The 19,693-nt window shown below is 41.4% G+C and carries 18 protein-coding genes; 2 read left to right on the plus strand and 16 right to left on the minus strand.

The annotated features are described in order from the left end of the window. Positions 1 to 214: 214 nt before the first annotated feature. From ONT08_RS00615 to ONT08_RS00675, 13 genes are all read right to left on the minus strand, one after another. A complete protein-coding gene (locus ONT08_RS00615) occupies positions 215 to 583 on the minus strand; it encodes a hypothetical protein (RefSeq protein ID WP_117586797.1) in 369 nt (122 codons plus the stop codon). Between the two features lies 1 nt (position 584). Continuing rightward, on the minus strand, positions 585 to 1,415 hold the full coding sequence (locus ONT08_RS00620) for a Fic family protein (protein WP_117586796.1): 831 nt from the start codon (positions 1,413 to 1,415) through the stop codon (positions 585 to 587). 569 nt (positions 1,416 to 1,984) lie between these two features. After that, complete coding sequence (mobV, locus tag ONT08_RS00625) at positions 1,985 to 3,586, minus strand: MobV family relaxase (RefSeq protein ID WP_301331948.1); 1,602 nt, start codon at positions 3,584 to 3,586, stop codon at positions 1,985 to 1,987. Positions 3,587 to 3,798: 212 nt separating this feature from the next. Further along, positions 3,799 to 4,266 carry a hypothetical protein gene (locus tag ONT08_RS00630; protein WP_264958731.1) on the minus strand — a complete coding sequence of 156 codons (468 nt, stop codon included), beginning with the start codon at positions 4,264 to 4,266 and terminating at the stop codon, positions 3,799 to 3,801. A gap of 78 nt (positions 4,267 to 4,344) precedes the next feature. Further along, a complete protein-coding gene (locus ONT08_RS00635) occupies positions 4,345 to 5,037 on the minus strand; it encodes a hypothetical protein (RefSeq protein WP_264958733.1) in 693 nt (230 codons plus the stop codon). A 15-nt stretch (positions 5,038 to 5,052) separates the two neighbouring features. Next, complete coding sequence (locus ONT08_RS00640) at positions 5,053 to 5,532, minus strand: hypothetical protein (protein WP_118313336.1); 480 nt, start codon at positions 5,530 to 5,532, stop codon at positions 5,053 to 5,055. A 10-nt stretch (positions 5,533 to 5,542) separates the two neighbouring features. Further along, on the minus strand, positions 5,543 to 6,559 hold the full coding sequence (locus ONT08_RS00645) for a hypothetical protein (protein WP_117588025.1): 1,017 nt from the start codon (positions 6,557 to 6,559) through the stop codon (positions 5,543 to 5,545). Positions 6,560 to 6,870: 311 nt separating this feature from the next. Then, positions 6,871 to 7,356, minus strand: a complete 486-nt coding sequence (locus ONT08_RS00650; protein WP_301331949.1) for an SLOG family protein — start codon at positions 7,354 to 7,356, stop codon at positions 6,871 to 6,873. Then, positions 7,353 to 7,934 (minus strand): phosphoribosyltransferase, encoded by a 582-nt coding sequence (locus ONT08_RS00655; protein ID WP_153088334.1) that lies wholly within the window; start codon positions 7,932 to 7,934, stop codon positions 7,353 to 7,355. Before ONT08_RS00655 ends, ONT08_RS00650 begins: the two co-directional genes overlap by 4 nt. A gap of 657 nt (positions 7,935 to 8,591) precedes the next feature. After that, entirely contained in the window at positions 8,592 to 8,930 is a 339-nt protein-coding gene (locus ONT08_RS00660) for a single-stranded DNA-binding protein (RefSeq protein WP_117588259.1), read from the minus strand. Between the two features lie 754 nt (positions 8,931 to 9,684). Continuing rightward, entirely contained in the window at positions 9,685 to 9,858 is a 174-nt protein-coding gene (locus ONT08_RS00665) for a hypothetical protein (protein ID WP_264958737.1), read from the minus strand. 648 nt (positions 9,859 to 10,506) lie between these two features. Then, positions 10,507 to 10,752: a hypothetical protein gene (locus ONT08_RS00670; RefSeq protein ID WP_264958738.1), complete on the minus strand. Its 246-nt coding sequence runs from the start codon at positions 10,750 to 10,752 to the stop codon at positions 10,507 to 10,509. A gap of 99 nt (positions 10,753 to 10,851) precedes the next feature. Beyond that, a complete protein-coding gene (locus ONT08_RS00675; RefSeq protein WP_264958740.1) occupies positions 10,852 to 11,535 on the minus strand; it encodes a JAB domain-containing protein in 684 nt (227 codons plus the stop codon). Positions 11,536 to 12,195: 660 nt separating this feature from the next. On the opposite strand from ONT08_RS00675, the gene ONT08_RS00680 reads away from it, so the two are divergent. Continuing rightward, positions 12,196 to 12,432 carry a hypothetical protein gene (locus ONT08_RS00680; RefSeq protein ID WP_117588231.1) on the plus strand — a complete coding sequence of 79 codons (237 nt, stop codon included), beginning with the start codon at positions 12,196 to 12,198 and terminating at the stop codon, positions 12,430 to 12,432. Between the two features lie 376 nt (positions 12,433 to 12,808). On the opposite strand, the gene ONT08_RS00685 is transcribed toward ONT08_RS00680, so the two are convergent. The 3 genes from ONT08_RS00685 to ppdK form a co-directional block, all read right to left on the minus strand. Beyond that, positions 12,809 to 12,946: a hypothetical protein gene (locus ONT08_RS00685; protein WP_264958742.1), complete on the minus strand. Its 138-nt coding sequence runs from the start codon at positions 12,944 to 12,946 to the stop codon at positions 12,809 to 12,811. A 60-nt stretch (positions 12,947 to 13,006) separates the two neighbouring features. Next, positions 13,007 to 14,488 (minus strand): site-specific integrase, encoded by a 1,482-nt coding sequence (locus tag ONT08_RS00690; RefSeq protein ID WP_264958744.1) that lies wholly within the window; start codon positions 14,486 to 14,488, stop codon positions 13,007 to 13,009. Positions 14,489 to 14,657: 169 nt separating this feature from the next. Continuing rightward, positions 14,658 to 17,378 (minus strand): pyruvate, phosphate dikinase, encoded by a 2,721-nt coding sequence (gene ppdK / locus ONT08_RS00695; RefSeq protein WP_117587338.1) that lies wholly within the window; start codon positions 17,376 to 17,378, stop codon positions 14,658 to 14,660. 848 nt (positions 17,379 to 18,226) lie between these two features. Here ppdK and rlmD point away from each other — a divergent pair. After that, positions 18,227 to 19,678, plus strand: a complete 1,452-nt coding sequence (rlmD, locus tag ONT08_RS00700; RefSeq protein WP_264958746.1) for a 23S rRNA (uracil(1939)-C(5))-methyltransferase RlmD — start codon at positions 18,227 to 18,229, stop codon at positions 19,676 to 19,678. Positions 19,679 to 19,693 lie beyond the last annotated feature (15 nt).

A 19,693-nucleotide genomic window follows, 5' to 3' on the forward strand; every position in this document is an offset into this window, starting at 1 on the left:
TCTAATGACAGGGCTTTTCACATCACCGACAAATCTCATTCTATAGTTCTTAATGTCACCGATAAAGTCTCCGACATTTGCTTGGCGTAACAAACGGATTTGCTATTGTAAACTTTGTCATTGCTTATAATGTCATATATACGCAACAAAGATACTAAATAAAGTTATATGAATATAACATTCTGCTCATTCTATAACTTTTTTTAAATTAAGTTTATCTGATATAACAAAAATTCTGAGGCACGACATTGATTCCATAGTCTTGGAGAGTTTTGGGCTTCAAGAACACATTGACATTCCCGACAACATAAGCACAAGCCTTGTCTCTTCCTTCGAAATATGAAAAGAAGTCACTTTCCGATATACCAGCATACCCCTTTGTTCTTTCCCATATATTTCTTGGAGTATCACATAACCTATCCGCTATCTCAAACTCACCAACAACAAGTCCCTTTCCCCTTGATTCGTAGATAACAATAGTATCTACTTCCAAAGAGCAAAAGGACTTTCTATATTCATACGCCTTGGAGCCATCAAAGATTTTCTTGACATACTCCTTTTTTATAGGAAACAATGCTTTCATTTTATCTATGCATATGTTGTGAAACAGTCTCTTCCATAGAATCATCCCCTAGAGACAAATTATAGTTTTTGATTTCCTCTTTGAGATTTTTCACATGTTCTTCCATCATGAACTCCCTGAAGGGTTTCATTGATTTCTGTTCTCTGGAATTCACAAGGGCTTGGATATAATCAGCCTTGTCCTCTTTCTTGACGATTGTAGGGACTAGACCAAATTCAAATTGAATATGGTTCATCAAGAGGCGTGACATCCTGCCATTTCCATCCACCCATGGATGAATCTGCACCAATCGATTGTGGGCATCAAAGCTCATCATATAAGCTTCAAAAACATCAGGCTTGATTATCAAGTTCTTTCTTTGGGTCTCTAAATCCGCACACAGAGCCTTTGTCCAGTCCTCTATCTTTTCCCAGTTCATATAGAACTTACCTCCTACTCCTGCAGTTACATTCACTTTTCTCAAGTCTCCTCGTGAAGAATCAAAACTACCTGATAAAGTACTATACTCCCTTCCAGTTCTTCTCATCACAATCGAAGAAAGATGCTTCAACACACCCAAGGAAATAGGAGTGTGACCCTTGGCAAGTTCCATGCTTCTCTCATAAGCAGCTTTGAGGTCGAGATTCATATTAAGTTCTTCCATGCTCTTTCCCCTGGCTGCCAAGCCCTCTTCAAACAGCACTTGATTCTCCACTTCTGTCATAGTAGATCCTTCTATGGCGGTGGAATGAGTTACGATGGAATATAAATAGAACTTGTCATAATCTATGAGATTAGACATGCCCAGTTCTTTATATTCCTGTATTGTATTAAAAAACATATTTTTATCCATACTATCTTCTTTTTGATGCACCGCAAAGGTACAACATTTTTTCTAAACTAGAGAAAGAAAGACTTACTATTTGCAGTTTCTACCCCTCAATTTTCTTGAAGATTACATTCTTGTGGTCTGAACGCTCACAAGATGCACATCTTAAAGTTTCCAAGATTTTACCCTCAAAGAAACAGCCGGTACAGGTTGGCTTCTTTGTCTCAACCGCCACCAAGGTCATACCTTGGAACTTGAACTTTTCGCCTACTTATGTTCTTTCATTGTTACATTATTCTAACTATATAATTTGACACCATGCAATCTTTTTAATTTGGATGTAAAATATCTCATATTTCCATCACGCCATCTTATCCGTTAATGTATATAAGTTTTACTTTCCTATTCTACTTTATTACAATACTTTATATAAAACAATAAAGATATAAGCATATAAACAAACAAATCTATAATTATTGCATTATATGCATATAGTATTATAGAAGAATATAAGGTAATAACAAAATAAAGAAAGATTCCTATAACCATACCTTTATATAAGTATATCTCTATATTCTTCCATAAGAACCGCATCAACGTTTTCGCTGCTGCTTGTTTCCAGACCTCATCATGTGCATAGCCATTCCAAAGCATCTGCGACGGAAAGCGAGGTCATCCTCGTCATCCTTTTTACCCCAACCACTGCCAGGACTTCCACCTCCACCATGACTAGCAGCAATGGTCGTTGCACTATCGAGGTACCCCATGAAGAGAGCAGTAGCGACAGAGCAAACAGCAGATGTATTCTCGGCAATTTGTTCCATAAAGGAACCATCCCATATTTTGCCAACAGTACTATCCAAGAACTCACGCTGTTCATCAGGTAATTGAGCCTTGAACTCATTATACCTTTCCAATCTATTTTGAGTATCGATGGCACCTAGGTGGTAACCCAGAGCTTGCATCTCACGCATCACCTGTTTGTTGAGAGCAGGAGTTTCCTTGTCTATTTTTGCCTTCACTTCATTATATTTCTTTTCAGCTTCCGTCGCTTTCTCTTCTGCCATAGCAGCCTTCGCCTCAAAGTTATTCTTCTTTTCTTCGATAATGTCTAGTTGACGTTGGGCGATTTTCAACTTTTCTATTTTGTCAGCAATTTTTTCTTTTGTCTTTTCAATATCAGCATTGATTTGCGCAAGTTTACGGTCTGCTTCTTCTTTGGTAATCTTACCGCTTTCCAAGTCACGCTCCAACTTTTTCACCTCACCTTCCAAATCCATCTTATGGGTTTGAAGATTCTTAATCATAGTCTGCAAAGCCTTCAAACGAGCAGCCGCATGTTTGATTTCCCGACTCTGAGAATCCATGATGTTGTTCTGAGTATCGATAGTCTTTTTATTGCCCTCGATGGTCTTGTTGTTTTCCTCCACCTCAGCTTCTTTTTGCTGCGCTTCCTTCCAAAGTCGCTCACGGTATTCCTCGGTCGTGCGATGTTCGGCACCAGTTTCTTTAATGCTGTCACCACGTTCCAATCCATACTTTATTCCAACCTCATCAGCAAACTCGGTATGAAGTTTTTCCATGTGTTTTGACAAAGCCTCCCTTTGGTTCTTGCCATCGAGAAAGGTATCTACAAAAGAAAACTTTTCCTTTTGATTTATAGGAAGAACGGTGCAATGAATATGAGGATTAGCCTCGTCAAGATGCACCACAAAGGCAGCTATGTTTTTTTCACCATATTTTTTACACATAAACCGATAAGCATCTTTCGCCCAATTCTCAATTTCCGGCATACGTTTCAACTCGGTATTGTCAGCCCCATGTTCCCAGTTTACGCTTTGACTTCCGAAAGCCAAATTACGCATGACCTCACGATTTCCCCCTAGAATAAAATTGGCTACAGTTCGGTATCTGGGAGCTTGGCCATTATCTATATATTTTTGGTTTGGGTTTACGATGCCACGAGATTCTAAGTTTTCCTTGATACGCTGATTGATAGTTTTCATCTTATCAACCTCCATTACGACACCTCCCTTTCCTATCTCAAAATTAAGATGCTCACGAGAAGGGTCATAGTTCCACTGAGCCTTTTTAGCTCTTTCGCAATCATCGAGCCTACGCAAGTGTTCATTTCCTTGTGAAGGAGAAAAACCTTTGCCTGGTCTCATATCTATAACTATTTTTGCTCCTGCCATATGCTATTTTGCTTAAAAGAAGGGTTCTTAGGGAAGAAGTCCCTGAGCCTAATAATCCCCACGGCTTGCCGCACGGATGTCAAAATGAATTACTTTTCATTTTTGGGGATTTCATAGGTTTTCGAGAAAACCTAGTATTAGGCTACAGCGATGTAGGAAAAATCCGCCCATGCGCAAGCGCATTTGTAAAAAACCTTCCTATGTGAATATTTTTATTTTTCTGTCACAGAGTTTTCTTCCGTTCCATCGGAAGAGAGATGTGGCTGGGTTGGTCGAGACTGTAGGGAATCTCCACTTTCTCCGCTACCAGATGTTTTGCCACACCTTGGAGAAGAAAGAATATTCGGATTAATCGAAACGTTCTTTCCTTCCTTCGAGTCCTTCACTTCAAAAGCATTCATTGCTTTGAGGTTATTGACATAAGCTATAACCGTTGGGCGTGTCCAATTCCAACGCCTTGACAGTTTTGCTATATTAAGTGCAGCGTCCTGCTCATTCTGAAGAGAATCCAGATAATGCTCCACCAAATCCACAAAGGCTTGAATCTTTGAAAGACGCTGTGGGTTGTTGTAAGCCCTGTCATTGGCCAGATAGATGAAGACATTAATCGGAAGAACTATCTCATCAGACAAATCCCATATCTTGCTATCTATACCTTGTACTTTCTTATTGTCATTCATAACTATTTTTTACATCATATTTTATATGGAAAATCAGTGGAGTGCAATACCATCACAATCTTTTCCATTGTTAGAAAACTAAGCAGCTTTTCTCTCTGCGTTTTTCCAAAACAATTCTTCCTTTTTTGAATACTCTATTCCTTTTCTTCCTCCTGGTACTCCCTCGCCTGTTTTATCTGGATAAACGGCAGCAGCCATCAATATGATGAACACAGTTTCCGCTGCGCACAAGTATTGTCCACAATGGCCAGCCATGACAAAAATGACAGTTTGTGCTACTAGAGAAAATGCCATATTGTTGCCATGCAGAAAGGATAGAACCTTATCCGAAATCCGATAATAGAACATTAGACTAACTACCATCAAGCACCCCACAGAAAGGAAAATTGGTGTTTGGAATGGATAGAAATAATCAGCTATCTCTTCCCCACTATCAAACATATTGTCTAGTAACGACAGGTCAGCTACATTTACAATCTGACCTGCCATCGTTACTCTTCCCTGAGCTAATTCATTACCAAGAAGATTGGCAGCGTTCGCTGCTTCAAAATCCACGTACTGAATAAACAGGAGGATTATCAAGAAAACATGTATAAAGAATTTTCTTGCATTGTCACTATGTTTCATCCTTTCATAAATAGCAGAAAGCACGGTGTACAAGCTCCCCCACTTGTTAGAGGACGCTTTCCTCGGCTTTACCCAGAGATGAAAAGCAAAAGGAATGGCCGTGAGCACAAAAGCCAGTATCACCTTCAATGTTATTGCAAACATACAACCATTATTTTTTTAATAGAAACTGTTTATGACATCCGAGTACTTTTCCTTTTCAAGGATAAACATATCAAACTTCGGCATGTTGGTAAATTCCTTACAAACCTGCTTGTACATGATCTCCAAGCTATCATAGAAGTTGACCGTCATGTTTTCTATGACACCATGTTGTTGTGAAGCCAGATGAATGACATACATTTTGTTTTCCACAGGAACGGAATAAGCCACAGCCTTATATGTCTGCCCTTTATTATCTCGGACGGCATACAGAACATGGATGCCCAACACATTAGCCAGCTCATCCACCAAATGTTCCATCATCACTTGCTTGTTCAATAGTACAAACACTTCTGCATAGCCACGGTGCAATACTGTTTTCACACCAAGGGAATTGAAGTATTCAGGTGATTTTTCTCTAATTTCCGAGAGGAAATCAGAGATTGAATCTTTCAAAATCTCATTCTCGATGAGAGTATAGTCTATAAGTTCGTTCATGTTTTTATTATTATAAAGATGTTGACAAATACGATTTCAAGAAATATTCGGAAAGGACTTTTGTAAATTTATCTTCTTCCTCCTTAGTCTGCTTTTCCAACTCCAATTTGTTCAGCAACATAGGAAGTTCATTTGACATGTCAAGAAGTTCCTCCTTTTGCTTACTTGTTAGCGCAGCAGTAGAATAGTCATCAATAGCCATGAACGGCTGAATGAGCATCCATCTGTAGTTAGCCCTCTGGAGATGACTAAGCTTCTTTCCATTCTCCACATCTTGCTTGCAAGCCAAGGCATTTTGAACGATGCGGCGATTGAAACGCATGGTAAGATAAAGCATTGTACGATCATTGACATCATCAACTTTTCTGCCGACTGAAGAATATAATCCATCGAAGATGCTAGCAGTAGCATCAGTAAGCTGCTGCAGTTGCTCATTAGAAACCTGACTCAAAAACTTCATCAAAGAACGAAAGCATCTATCTTCTTCAGAGATGAATCCAAGAAGTTCACTTTCATGCTTGAAAGGCTTGGCATTATGCAGCAAAGCCGAATACACAATAAGTGTCTTTGTCAAGTTTGGATAAGTATCTTGCTTATCGAGCTTGTCATAGAAATCCAATGCCTCCTTATACACATCGGACTTTTCTATCTTCTTTCTTGCCGTTGCCGTATTCAATTTAAGATACATGACATCACGAAGAGAACGAGGATTGGCAAACGCCAGTCTTTTGAGTTCTCCACGTATAGAATCCGACACAACAAAGTAAGCCATGGCAACAGGGCTTCTTAGATTGATGGTAGTGTCACGAGAGAATACACTATAAGCCGAATCTTGTATTTCCAGCCATGCAGAGGTAGCTTTTGCTAGATTCTCCACAGATACATCATCCATTTCCTTCAACTCTGCTAGCTCCTTCTTGCAACCTTCCACAGCATCTACGGAAGTCTTGAAAGAAGGATGTTCCTCGCACCCTACCAGGACAGAGGAACAAAGCAACGCTAATAATAATACCTTTTTAAATTTCATAAATCATTGTTTTAATTGAAAATTTCATCGCAAAAGTATATAAATTAGATAGAAACGGCTGCATAAACACGATATACCTTTTTATTTAACATATTCTTTTTCTACCCACCTATAGACTATAGGAACAAAAAGAAAACAATAATATTCCAAATAACAACTATATGGCATATTCACCCCCACAAAAAGACACAGATACGCCATCTCACATAATAGGCAAATGAGAATATAAAAGAATTATCCAATTACATCAACAAGTTAGATATAAAGGATAGGCATTACCTTTTTAGCAATACCTATCCAAAAGGCAACCATCAAAACAGGTTGCAAATTTGCAAGCGCAACCGCTTTGCATTCCTTACAGTATAAAAAGTTCCTCCCGTTGGCTTTCCATCAAAGTATGCAAGCAAAGCCGCAACGTGGTTCAACATGAAATCATTGCGTTTGAGGAAACAACCATTGTAATAATATTCACTCAACACAATAACATCATCCACTTTCTCCAAAATCTTCAGATAACGTTTTTTCTGATTGGCATCCCATCTTTCATTTTGCTCCCGATATGGAACAGTGGCAACAAGAAGGATGCCTGGAAGTTCCTCCTTCAGTTTCAGCACCTCTTCAGCAGCAAGCATATCAAAGCCTAGAGCCATTCCACAAAAGAAATTACGAAATCCCTTGAAATAAAGCAAGCGAATCTCATTGTTAACACTCTCCCTCACCTCTTCCACTCTACCAGAAGAGATGAATCGGTGTCCCGTAAATGCTACGGAACACCGTTTTTCATACTTTTCAATCATTGTCTATTATATCTATAATAAGTTTTACCTAAGAACATACCACCCAAAACGTGTGCTCCGCTATCCTCCAATTTGTTCGCAAAATCCGCATAGCTTTTGCCTGTGGTGACAACATCGTCAAACACACATATCTCCTTGTCCTTGAAATAGTAAGTGTCCAAGTCAATAAGTTGCGCTTGGCGTTCCGTCTTTTTCTTACCTCTTCGATGGTTATGCACATCCAAGCGGTCTTGAAGTACGCACACGTGAGAAAAACCATTGCCTATGCCTGTAAGTTCACTTACTCTATTACAGAACATCATGTATCTGCTTTGGTAATTCTCCTTCTTACTCGTCGGAACACAGACCAAAACCATACTTTTTACTTTCTCGCCATATTCCTCTTTCAAGTGCTTGGCAGTCATCTGAGCTACTTTCTCATAAGCAGAATCACGAGAATCTTTGAAAGCCCATACCAACTGCCTTGCAGCCTTGGCATCCTCACCTACGTTCTGAATGCGAGCAGGAAAGTATTTCACGAAGAAACTAATCTTCTTATCCAGCTGACGCTGAATGTTTTCGTCTATTACTTTTGCCATAATCACTATGTTTTATTGGTTCAACTTTAAAAATTATACTTTGGATTTCCGGAACCTTCTAGCCTTTTACAGTTATTTGTTTCGTTCGATCCGATATTTTTTTTAATCATACCTCGGCGTGTCCTTCGCCTCCTGTAGCCTTTTTACGTGCAGAAAGGATAGCAGCCCAGAGGAGTCAGAACGCCAAGGAATTTGGCAGAAACTTTTCTGGAATACCCAAATAAGAATTATTTGCGGAAGGCTTCCAGGAAAGTTTTAGCCAAATAAGGAGGTCTCTCCTGGTACTTGGCATCTGACAGGGCCGCCATAACTTTGCACAGGAAAAAGCAAGGGAGGCAGAGGTCACGCTACCGCTTCAATAATAAAGTGAGGTCGAACAACAGAAACAAATATGAAAACATAGATATAAGAAAAGTAGGATATAGCCATATAGATATTGCCTTATATAAACATAGAAACAAAGCACTATATCCTTATAGGACTATATGTTTATATAAAAATATAGACATATAAATATATACATCTATAACAACATATAGATATAAAGCATAAACTACTAGATATAAGCAACTTAGTAACGAGCAGTCAAAAAGGCTATCCAAAAAATAGCCTTTTAGATATTGCCAATAAAAGTAGAACATAGAAACAAAAGGAGGTCTAAGCCTCCTTTGCTGTTTTTCGCACCAATTCAATCTTGGTGGCAGTCATCTTGGTGACATGGAAATCCTTTCCATCCTTGGTATAGGTATCAGCTTTGAAGAATCCTTCAACCTTTATCAACTTACCCTTCTGGAGCAAATCCAAGGTGGCGGTGTCATCATTCTTAATCCATGTCTCGATGTTAAGGATAGCCGAGAGCTTGATTTCCTGGTCATCCTTTTTCACTGAGGTTCTATATGAGATTCCGAAGCGTGCGATGCTTGATTTCTCAAAGTTATGTACTTCTGCGTTATTTACTACGAAACCAGAGATTGTGAAATTATTCATTGCGTTCATAATTGTAATTTTTAAATGTTAATACTAATTTTACGTGCATAAAAACAGCAACCAAGGAGAAGGTGAGTCGCGGCAAGAGATGTCCAATATGTTTTTCACCCATAGGGCATGGAGTTTTTGAAACCGGAGCAACTGCACCCAAAAAGTCTGAAAAAGATATTGAGACAAACAGGATGTGCGCCCTTGCCAACACCGCTTGGGCTAACTTTGCAAAGTAAAATGGTTGTTAACAGGATTATAAAAATTAGCTGAACGCATCAGAACTACTGATTTCACAACTGGTTTTAGATAATGCAGAGCAACATCTATATACAAAATCAAATTTGCACGAAGATGCCAAAATATAACACAGAAAAAGGAAGCAAGAAATCAAACAGCTTCTTGACATTGAAGCATAAAAGAACAAACATCGCCATTTTGTTCTAGAAGAGTAATATCAAAATCGAAAGGATTTAATCTAGACGACTATACCAAGAACAAGAAGTATCACCATAAAGAAGACTGTTACCATGAAACAACTCAAAAAATAAAAAAAAGACTACAAACATTCAAATATATACGTTCTACAACAATTGGTAATCTATACAATAGAAAAGAGGCTTATAAAGAGCGAGTTAAGTTCTTATATAGATATATAATTATATAAACAAATAAGAAAATAAAAATATAAATATAGAACCATATAAGAAAATGTAACAATCGGTTTGTCCACCATATCCTTTAGGACATCCTGGACAAGCCAACCGCTCTCCCTTTAGTCCCATGGCACCATCATCGATGCCGACAGGGGACAAGATTCCACAGCTTCAGCTATAGAATCTTGGGGCATAGAGGATGGCACACTTGTGAGGAGAATGGCATGTCCATGTGGCTTGGAGAGAGGGGTAGCCTGGCTTTCAAAATAGGTGGAGATGGGAAGGAAGTCCATCTTCGCCAAAAACGGAAGCAAGCCTACCCTGAAAGAAAAGTCCTCCTCGCATGTATGCCATCCGCCAAGGGGTGTGGTGGCCAAAGCCCCACATGAAGGTTCGGCCTATCTCCCTTGCTGCTCTATGGCATCACAGTGCAGTTTCTCAGGCTTTCAGGAGAACTCAGTGAAGCCGAGGATGGATGAAAGCCAGGAGAAAGGGAATAAAGCGAAGCCATAGACATAAGAAAAGCGCAAATGTTCAAAACAGCTACTATTTGGAACATTTGCCAAGACACCCATCGGCGATACCGCTTTACAGGCGAAGCTGAACGGTTCGTCTGTAGGCTGCGACTGAAGAGGGAGCAGACGAAAAAAATAAGAGGCAGCAATGCAACTTGCCACCTCTATATTTTATCAAACTTTTACAAATTATCTATCCATCTTTGTCCAGATTTGGTATTAGACTAAATTGCGAGACTTATGCCAATTACGGCACCTATACACATTACCAATGCAAATCCTTCCATATGACTAATATTCCAAGAAAACGTTTAAAGTTCCTGTAACCATTTTTTTCCCTTTGGGGTATATAGCCAAATAAGGAATGCACCAGCCAAGAGTGTAAACCATGCAAAACATAATGCTAACATCATAATTGTAATATTTTTATTTACCTTTAATAATCTTATTTCCAACGAAAGCAAATATCACCGTCAAAATCGAGCCAATAACAAATATTGCCACAGTTCCTATCACACCCGAATCCAAATCTGTGCCCTTCAACAAACCTAACATTGATGCCAATGTACCCATAACTGCACCCGTATAAGTTACTATACTTAGGCTAAAGAAATACTTGCTCAGCATTTCCCTTGCAGACTTTGCTTTGTCTCTATCTTCTCTTGTTGTCATTTTACTTTAATTTGATGGCAAAGTTACGAAACTTTTTCGTAACTTGCAAGTTATTTCAACCATTTCTTTACTAATAGGGAGGATTTTACCCTCCCTATCTCAATTATCAAGTTTTCCCTTATCATGATAAGAATAATACGTTCCGTCGGCGATGATAACATGGTCCATGAAGAACAATCTCATCAACTCGCAAGCCTTAGCTATTTGTTGTGTCAAAAAGTCATCTGCCTTGCTTGGAGTAGGGCAATTGCTAGGATGATTATGAGCGAAAGCTATAATCGTTGCATTATTGAGCGTTGCTTCTCGGATTATCATTCGAATATCCACAGCAGTTTCAGTCAAACCACCCTCACTTATCTTCACATCCTTAATCAACTTGAAGTTTTGATTCATCAACAACAAGTGTGCCTGTTCATGGTCTAAGTTGCCGATAATAGGATGAAGAAAGTTGTAGATAGCAAGGCTACTACTCAAGTCTGGTCTTTCACCCATTTTCTCCAAATGGAAACGCTTTGCCAATTCCATAGCAGCTTGAAGAGCCATAGCCTTGTTGTCTCCTATCCCTTGTACTACCTGAAGTTCTTCTGGTCTTGCCTTGGCGATGTTTCTCAAACTTTGTCCCATCACGCTGTAAATCTGACGAGCTTGTTCAACATTGCGCTTGGTACCAGTACCAATAATCATAGAAATTAACTCTACTACTGTCAAACTTTCGAAGCCATTATTGTAGGCTCTAACCTGCGGATGCTCCTCCATACAGAAATCACTAAAATTATGTTCCATTGCGTTCACTTTTATAGGGTTCAACTTTAAAAATTATACTTTGGATTTCCGGAACCTTCTAGCCTTTTACAGTTATTTGTTTCGTTCGATCCGATATTTTTTTAATCATACCTCGGCGTGTCCTTCGCCTCCTGTAGCCTTTTTACGTGCAGAAAGGATAGCAGCCCAGAGGAGTCAGAACGCCAAGGAATTTGGTAGAAACTTTTCTGGAATACCCAAATAAGAATTATTTGCGGAAGGCTTCCAGGAAAGTTTTAGCCAAATAAAGAGGTCTCTCCTGGTACTTGGTATCTGACAGGGCCGCCATAACTTTGCACAGGAAAAAGCAAGGGAGGCAGAGGTCACGCTACCGCTTCAATAAAAAAGTGAGGTCGAACAATAGAAACAAATATGAAAACATAGATATAAGAAAAGTAGAAAAGAAAAATATAGATATAGCACTGTAGTTTTATAGGTAGGAACAATTATATTCTTATAGGACTATATACTTATATAAATATATAAAGAAATAAGAAAATAAGGAAATATAGAAACAGAAAAATAAGATTCCGAAACTTCGGCTATAGATATAGGAGCGTAGAGGATGGCACACTTGTGAGGAGAATGGCATGTCCATGTGGCTTGGAGAGAGGGGTAGCCTGGCTTTCAAAATAGGTGGAGATGGGAAGGAAGTCCATCTTCGCCAAAAACGGAAGCAAGCCTACCCTGAAAGAAAAGTCCTCCTCGCATGTATGCCATCCGCCAAGGGGTGTGGTGGCCAAAGCCCCACATGAAGGTTCGGCCTATCTCCCTTGCTGCTCTATGGCATCACAGTGCAGTTTCTCAGGCTTTCAGGAGAACTCAGTGAAGCCGAGGATGGATGAAAGCCAGGAGAAAGGGAATAAAGCGAAGCCATAGACATAAGAAAAGCGCAAATGTTCCAAACAGCTACTATTTGGAACATTTGCCAAGACACCCATCGGCGATACCGCTTTACAGGCGAAGCTGAACGGTTCGTTTGTTGGCTGCGACTGAACAGGGAGCAGCCGAAACCAAAAAGAGGTAACAAATCAACTTTGCCACCTCTCTTTGTCTTAATACTCAAAGTTCTTTAGACCATTTCTTACCCCATGGGGTATAAAGCCATGCTAAAAAAGCCAATGCTGGCACTAAGCAAATAGCAAAAGTTAATCCTAAAGCATTCATAATTTTATCTTTTTGATATTATTAATCCAATTATAGCCAAGACTATTGTCAAGACAATCCCCAAGTATATAGCTGATACCGTGCCATCTTAGTCTGTCTTTATTATTTTAAAAAGTGCCGCCAATCCACCCAAGACCATGATAGTGTATGTAGATTTGCTCATGTCAAAGAAATACTTGATTACAGTTTCTCTGATAAACCTTTCTTTCTCATTTTTCTGTTTCATTTTCTTAATTGTTAGCAAAGTTACGAAAAAGTTTCGTAACTTGCAAGTTATTACTTATATTTATTTCACTATTCTACTATAATCCTTAGTTTGCCCCTTATCTTTGTTTTCGATACGGATTTGAACCATCGTTCTTGCAGGGATGGTATCTGGCATTCTAGCCATAAGATATTCAATAACATCATTTACATTATTGAAGCCGACATCTTCCACCTTCACTAGAGCCTTGCCTCTATAATACAGCGTACCTTTGATGAGCTGCTTATATGAGAATCTTTCGAAATGGTCACCTTTCTCATCTGAAACATGAGTAGTAGAGCGATCTTCCGTGAAGAAAATCTTCTCCACCACCTTTTCATTGAGTTCCCAGGCTGGCGTAAAATCTAGCTTCACATAAGTTCTCGTAACTCTATAGCGATCAGAGTGGTTCATTGCAAAGCCAACCTCTGCCAACGTAGCCCCACATTCATTTTGAGCCACAGTAGCCCACGTATGGCGAAAAGTATAGACGCAATAAGTTTCATCATGCTTCATACCAAGTGATTTCTCGCAAACTTTTCTTATGCCAATGTTGACATTGGCACCGAAAGAGTCACTGGAAGTCATTCTTTGGTGGAAATTAAACAAGTAAGGCGACTCGGTCTTATCCAAATACTTCTCAAATAAAGGCAGGATGATTCCAGGCACTCGCATCTCGATATAAGCATTATCTCGTCGGGCATTTCTTGTCTTTGCTCGCTCATAGCCAATTATTCCATCATGATAGTCCTTTTTCTTCAACCTGTAAATATCAACGGTATTGATACCAGCCAAGCACATGACCATCATAGCAACATCCCTGCCTAATTCTGGCAAAGGAAAGACTCTGTCGCTCTCTGGAAGTGGGGCAGCAAAGAACGCCCGAACTTCTTCCATGGTGATGGCCTTCTTCTCAGGAACATCAGAACTTGGTATTTTCACCTTTAGCCAAGGATTTGTAGTGATTCGAATCATACCATTATCATAATCATTGAACTCAGCCAATGCTTGCTTGAAAATCTGTCTCACACAAACAGGGTACATCTCCTTGGCTCTAGCTGTCTTAGATAGAGTTTTTATCCAACCATTGATAAACTGGGTAGTAAGCTGGGAGAACATAACCTTGTTGCTTCCGGCATATCTTTCCAAATGCTGATAAGCCAATTCGTAGTTTCTTGCATTTCGCTCATGCCCATCATTATACATTTCATCATGATATTTTCTAGCGTAGTCAGAAAAACATATGTCCGCAGTACCTTTCTCCAAATATGCCACAACATCATGGACGCTCCACTTTCTAATCTCCACCTTATTCAACAACTCTGCAAACTTTGCGATTCTTGCAGAACAAGACTGAAGAACAAAAGGATCCTTAACCTCTCTGTTTTTCTTGTCCACACCTTTAGAATCAACTATCTTATCCGTCCTTATATATTTCACTCCACGATTGTGAGTGATACGGATGTAAACTGGCCAAAAGCCATCATTTCTCTGTTTCTGAACAATTACCTTAAATGTAGCCATAAAACTTCTAAACACGCTCTAAACGTTAAACAAAATTACTCTAAAACTTTTCTAAACATTTCGTTTCATTTTTAGCATTTTAGTGCTACTATTGCTAAAAACGAATTAAGAGGAAAGCCCCTGTTTAAAGGACTTTCCTCTTAATTAACTGATAATCAACAAATATTCTTTATTCCTCAACAGCAGCCTGCGCCGCAGCAAGTCTGGCGATTGGCACGCGGAATGGTGAGCATGAAGCATAGTTCATACCGACCTTAGCGCAGAACTTAACTGATGAAGGCTCACCACCATGCTCACCGCAGATACCTGTGCGGAGGTTAGGACGGGTAGCACGACCATTCTCTACTGCCATCTTGATGAGCTGACCAACACCCTCCTGGTCGAGAACCTGGAATGGGTCAACCTTCAGAATCTTCTTCTCCATGTATGCAGGGAGGAAGGAAGCGATGTCATCACGAGAGTAACCGAAGGTCATCTGTGTCAAGTCGTTAGTACCGAATGAGAAGTACTGAGCCTCTTCTGCAATCTGACCTGCAGTAAGGGCAGCACGAGGAATCTCAATCATGGTACCAATCTCAAATTCTACCTCTACGCCGTACTCAGCGAATACCTCCTTAGAAGTAGCGAGGATGATAGCCTTCTGCTGCTTGAGCTCCTGAACGGTACCGATGAGCGGAACCATGATTTCAGGACATGGGTTGTAACCTTCCTTCTTCAACTCGCAAGCTGCACCGAGGATGGCACGGGTCTGCATGGCTGTAATCTCTGGGAATGTGATACCGAGACGGCAACCGCGATGACCGAGCATTGGGTTGTTCTCTGCCAGAGAGTTTACACGCTTCTTGATTTCCTCTACGCTTACGCCCATCTCCTTAGCCATGGTCTCCTGACCAGCCAAATCGTGAGGTACGAACTCGTGGAGAGGTGGGTCGAGCAAGCGGATGTTCACGTGGCAGCCATCCATTGCCTTGAGGATTCCATAGAAGTCAGCCTTCTGATATGGGAGGAGCTTGGCAAGTGCCTTCTCACGACCCTCAACAGAGTCTGCCAGAATCATCTCACGCATAGCTACAATCTTCTGATCATCGAAGAACATGTGCTCAGTACGTGTCAGACCGATACCCTTGGCGCCGAATGCACGGGCTACCTCAGCATCGTGTGGAGTATCCGCATTGGTACGGATTTCCATCTTTGTATACTTGTCGCAGAGATCCATCAGCTCCTTGAAGTCGCCTGAAAGTTCTGCAGCCTTTGTCTCAATCTGTCCTGCGTAAACCTGACCTGTAGTACCGTTCAGAGAGATGTAATCACCCTCCTTGTAAACAACGCCTTCAATCTCTACAGTCTTAGTCTTGTAGTCAACGTTGATAGAGCCAGCACCTGAAACGCAGCACTTACCCATACCACGAGCTACAACGGCAGCGTGAGAAGTCATACCACCACGAGCGGTAAGGATACCCTCAGCAGCTGACATACCAGCGAGGTCTTCTGGAGATGTTTCGATACGAACCATGATGACCTTCTTGCCGTCCTCATGCCACTCCTGAGCATCGTCAGCGTGGAATACAATCTGACCACAGGCAGCACCTGGAGATGCAGGGAGGCCCTGTGTGATGACCTTAGCCTTAGAGAGAGCCAGCTTATCGAATACAGGATGCAAAAGCTCATCGAGCTTCTGAGGCTCACAGCGCAGGATAGCAGTCTTCTCATCAATCATACCCTCGTGGAGGAGATCCATGGCAATCTTCACCATAGCAGTACCTGTACGCTTACCATTACGAGTCTGGAGGAACCAGAGTTTGCCTTCCTGTACGGTGAACTCCATATCCTGCATATCGTGATAGTGGTGCTCCAGCTTATCCTGCAGCGCGTCGAGTTCCTTATAGAGTTCAGGCATAGCCTCTTCCATAGAAGGATACTTGGCAGCACGCTCCTCTTCAGAGATACCCGCACGCTCAGCCCAGCGCTGAGAACCAATCTTTGTAATCTGCTGTGGAGTACGGATACCGGCTACCACGTCCTCACCCTGTGCGTTGATAAGATACTCACCATTGAAGAGATTCTCACCATTACCAGCGTCACGTGAGAAGCAAACACCTGTAGCAGATGTATCGCCCATGTTACCGAACACCATCGCCATGACAGATACGGCAGTACCCCACTCATCAGGAATACCTTCCATCTTGCGGTAGAGGATAGCACGCTCGTTCATCCAAGAACGGAACACAGCGCAGATAGCGCCCCAGAGCTGATCGATTGGGTTGGTAGGGAAATCCTGACCGGTCTGCTCCTTGATGGCAGCCTTGAAGAGTTCAACGAGCTTCTTGAGCGACTCTACAGAGAGGTCCTTGTCAAGTGTAACGCCCTGCTCTTCCTTCACCTTTTCGATGATAGCCTCAAATGGGTCGATATCTTCCTTGTTTACAGGCTTCAATCCCATAACGACGTCACCGTACATCTGTACGAAACGGCGATATGAATCGTATACGAAATGAGGGTTACCGGTCTTCTTGACCAATCCCTCAGCTACCTCGTCATTCAAACCGAGGTTGAGGATGGTATCCATCATACCAGGCATAGATGCGCGTGCACCTGAGCGTACTGATACGAGGAGTGGATTCTCTACAGAACCGAACTTGCTGTTCATCAATGCCTCAGTATGAGCCACAGCAGCCATCACTTCGTCCTGAAGAAGTTCTTTGATTTTTTCCTCACCCACTTCATAATATTCATTACAAGTGTCTGTTGTAATGGTGAAACCTGGAGGAACAGGTACCCCAATGAGGTTCATTTCGGCAAGGTTCGCGCCTTTACCACCAAGTACTTCTCGCATTTGGGCATTGCCTTCTGCTTTTCCGTTTCCGAATGTATAAACTCTTTTTTCGTTCATAATTGTTATAGGTATATATTTTATTTCGTTTTACGTTGCTAATTATTAATTGTAATGCAAAGATACGATTTTTATTTGATACTACCAAACTTTTATACGCTTTTTTGCTATCCCGAGATTACATTTTATACTGTTGACGCACACACGGGCAGAAAATTAACAATCCCGTATACGATAGAAAGATATTTGACGAATCTGAAAGTGAGTCTCTCGGTATTGCAGCCTGCATTCTAATGTTTTTTACCTCCCTGCCGATGCGCCCGAAACTGCGTCACGACGTAGCGATGGCTACGTCCCGACGCAGCGCCAGACACGTCGCGATGTAGCAACGGCTGCGTCGGGACGCAATTTAAAGGTAAAAGGATAAAAAGGTAAAAAAGGATTTTAAAGGTAAAAGGATTGTGAGGCGATAGCAAAAGTAACAGGTGACCTTTGATATAAAAATGTGAATGTGAATGTGAATTTGAAATGTAAGCAAAGAAAAAAGAATGCATGTAATGATATTAATATCATTTAATTCTAATATAATAAGGTACGCGCGTACGTACAATTAAAATATATACTATCAAAAATCATCAATAAACAGCCTTGACAAAAGGATACACATGACAGTCCGTTTTCTTCACTTACATTTCAAATTCACATTCACATTTCATCCCTTTACAACCACCGAATATTACCTGTTACTTTTGTTATCGCCTCACAATCTTTTTACTTTTTTACCTTTAATCGCCTTTTTACCTTTAATCGCCTTTTTACCTTTACTCGCAAATAATTTGGGACAACTCTTGCATTTCTCATAAAATTGCAGTATCTTTGCACCCATAAAAAAAATACAAAACATTATTATGGCAAGAAAACGTAAACCATTACCTCTGTTAGAGAACATCACCATCGAGGCAGTAGCAGCCGAGGGTAAGTGCATCACACGCGTAGATGAACAGGTCATCTTCGTACCTTTCTGTGTGCCAGGAGATGTTGTCGACTTGCAGGTAGTAAAGAAGAAACATAAGTATTGCGAAGCCAAGGTGGTTCGCTTCATCAAGAAGAGCGAGGTGCGACAGGAGCCTATGTGCGAGCACTTCGGCATCTGCGGCGGATGCAAATGGCAGAACCTGCCTTACGAGGAACAGATCAAGGCGAAGCAGAAGCAGGTGGAAGACCAGCTCACCCGCATCGGAAAGATTGAACTCCCTGAGTTCCGCCCTATCATGGGCAGCGTGAAGACTCAGGAGTACCGCAACAAGATAGAGTTCGGATGCAGCAACAAGCGATGGTTCACCGCCGAGGAACTGGCTCAGCTCCCTCAGAAAGAGGATGATACCGTAACATCGCTCAAGGAGCGCCACGCCCAGAATGCCATCGGTTTCCATATCACCGGAGCCTTCGACAAGATTTATCCTATCAGGAAGTGCTGGCTGATGGATGACCTCTGCAACGAGATCCGCAACTTCGTATTCGAATATGCTGATTCTCACGACTATACCTTCTACGACCTGCGTGAGCAGCATGGTTTGCTCCGCAACATGATGATCCGTAATTCGAACACCGGAGAGTGGATGCTCGTCTTCCAGTTCCACTACGATGAGGAGGGCGATGAGCAGAGAGCATTGGAGCTGATGCAGCAGGTGGCTGACAAGTTCCCTCAGATTACATCGCTCATGTATGTAGATAACCAGAAGGGAAACGATACCATCAACGACCTGGAACTCAGCCTCTTCAAGGGCAACGACCATATCTACGAGCTGATGGAAGACCTGAAGTTCAAGGTGGGTCCTAAGAGTTTCTACCAGACCAATACCGAGCAGGCTTACCACCTCTACTGCGTGGCTCGCGAGTTTGCCAACCTTACCGGAGATGAGCTGGTTTACGACCTCTATACCGGCACCGGAACCATCGCCAACTTCGTGGCTCACAAGGCAAAGAAGGTAATCGGTATCGAGTACGTGCCAGAGGCCATAGAGGATGCCAAGGTGAATTCTCAGGTGAACAACATCAAGAACACCCTCTTCTATGCAGGCGACATGAAGGATATCCTAACCAACGATTTCATCGCACAGCACGGTCGACCTGACGTCATCATCACCGACCCACCACGTGCCGGAATGCACCCAGACGTAATAAACGTCATTCTGAATGCAGCACCAAAGCGCATCGTATACGTAAGCTGCAACCCGGCTACCCAGGCTCGCGACCTACAGCTGATGGATGCGGAGTATAAGGTAGCTGCCGTACAGCCGGTGGATATGTTCCCTCATACCCCTCACGTAGAGAACGTGGTATTGCTCGAAAAGAGATAAACCTAGAAATCAAAA

The sequence above is a fragment of the Segatella copri genome (assembly GCF_026015465.1).
GTDB classification, from domain to species: Bacteria; Bacteroidota; Bacteroidia; order Bacteroidales; family Bacteroidaceae; genus Prevotella; species Prevotella copri_E.

Coding starts and splice junctions, on each gene's coding strand:
- ONT08_RS00615 (WP_117586797.1), bottom strand. CDS start 583: ATGAAAGCATTGTTTCCTATAAAAAAGGAGTATGTCAAGAAAATCTTT.
- ONT08_RS00620 (WP_117586796.1), bottom strand. CDS start 1,415: ATGGATAAAAATATGTTTTTTAATACAATACAGGAATATAAAGAACTG.
- mobV (WP_301331948.1), bottom strand. CDS start 3,586: ATGGCAGGAGCAAAAATAGTTATAGATATGAGACCAGGCAAAGGTTTT.
- ONT08_RS00630 (WP_264958731.1), bottom strand. CDS start 4,266: ATGAATGACAATAAGAAAGTACAAGGTATAGATAGCAAGATATGGGAT.
- ONT08_RS00635 (WP_264958733.1), bottom strand. CDS start 5,037: ATGTTTGCAATAACATTGAAGGTGATACTGGCTTTTGTGCTCACGGCC.
- ONT08_RS00640 (WP_118313336.1), bottom strand. CDS start 5,532: ATGAACGAACTTATAGACTATACTCTCATCGAGAATGAGATTTTGAAA.
- ONT08_RS00645 (WP_117588025.1), bottom strand. CDS start 6,559: ATGAAATTTAAAAAGGTATTATTATTAGCGTTGCTTTGTTCCTCTGTC.
- ONT08_RS00650 (WP_301331949.1), bottom strand. CDS start 7,356: ATGATTGAAAAGTATGAAAAACGGTGTTCCGTAGCATTTACGGGACAC.
- ONT08_RS00655 (WP_153088334.1), bottom strand. CDS start 7,934: ATGGCAAAAGTAATAGACGAAAACATTCAGCGTCAGCTGGATAAGAAG.
- ONT08_RS00660 (WP_117588259.1), bottom strand. CDS start 8,930: ATGAACGCAATGAATAATTTCACAATCTCTGGTTTCGTAGTAAATAAC.
- ONT08_RS00665 (WP_264958737.1), bottom strand. CDS start 9,858: ATGGACTTCCTTCCCATCTCCACCTATTTTGAAAGCCAGGCTACCCCT.
- ONT08_RS00670 (WP_264958738.1), bottom strand. CDS start 10,752: ATGACAACAAGAGAAGATAGAGACAAAGCAAAGTCTGCAAGGGAAATG.
- ONT08_RS00675 (WP_264958740.1), bottom strand. CDS start 11,535: ATGGAACATAATTTTAGTGATTTCTGTATGGAGGAGCATCCGCAGGTT.
- ONT08_RS00680 (WP_117588231.1), top strand. CDS start 12,196: ATGGGAAGGAAGTCCATCTTCGCCAAAAACGGAAGCAAGCCTACCCTG.
- ONT08_RS00685 (WP_264958742.1), bottom strand. CDS start 12,946: ATGAAACAGAAAAATGAGAAAGAAAGGTTTATCAGAGAAACTGTAATC.
- ONT08_RS00690 (WP_264958744.1), bottom strand. CDS start 14,488: ATGGCTACATTTAAGGTAATTGTTCAGAAACAGAGAAATGATGGCTTT.
- ppdK (WP_117587338.1), bottom strand. CDS start 17,378: ATGAACGAAAAAAGAGTTTATACATTCGGAAACGGAAAAGCAGAAGGC.
- rlmD (WP_264958746.1), top strand. CDS start 18,227: ATGGCAAGAAAACGTAAACCATTACCTCTGTTAGAGAACATCACCATC.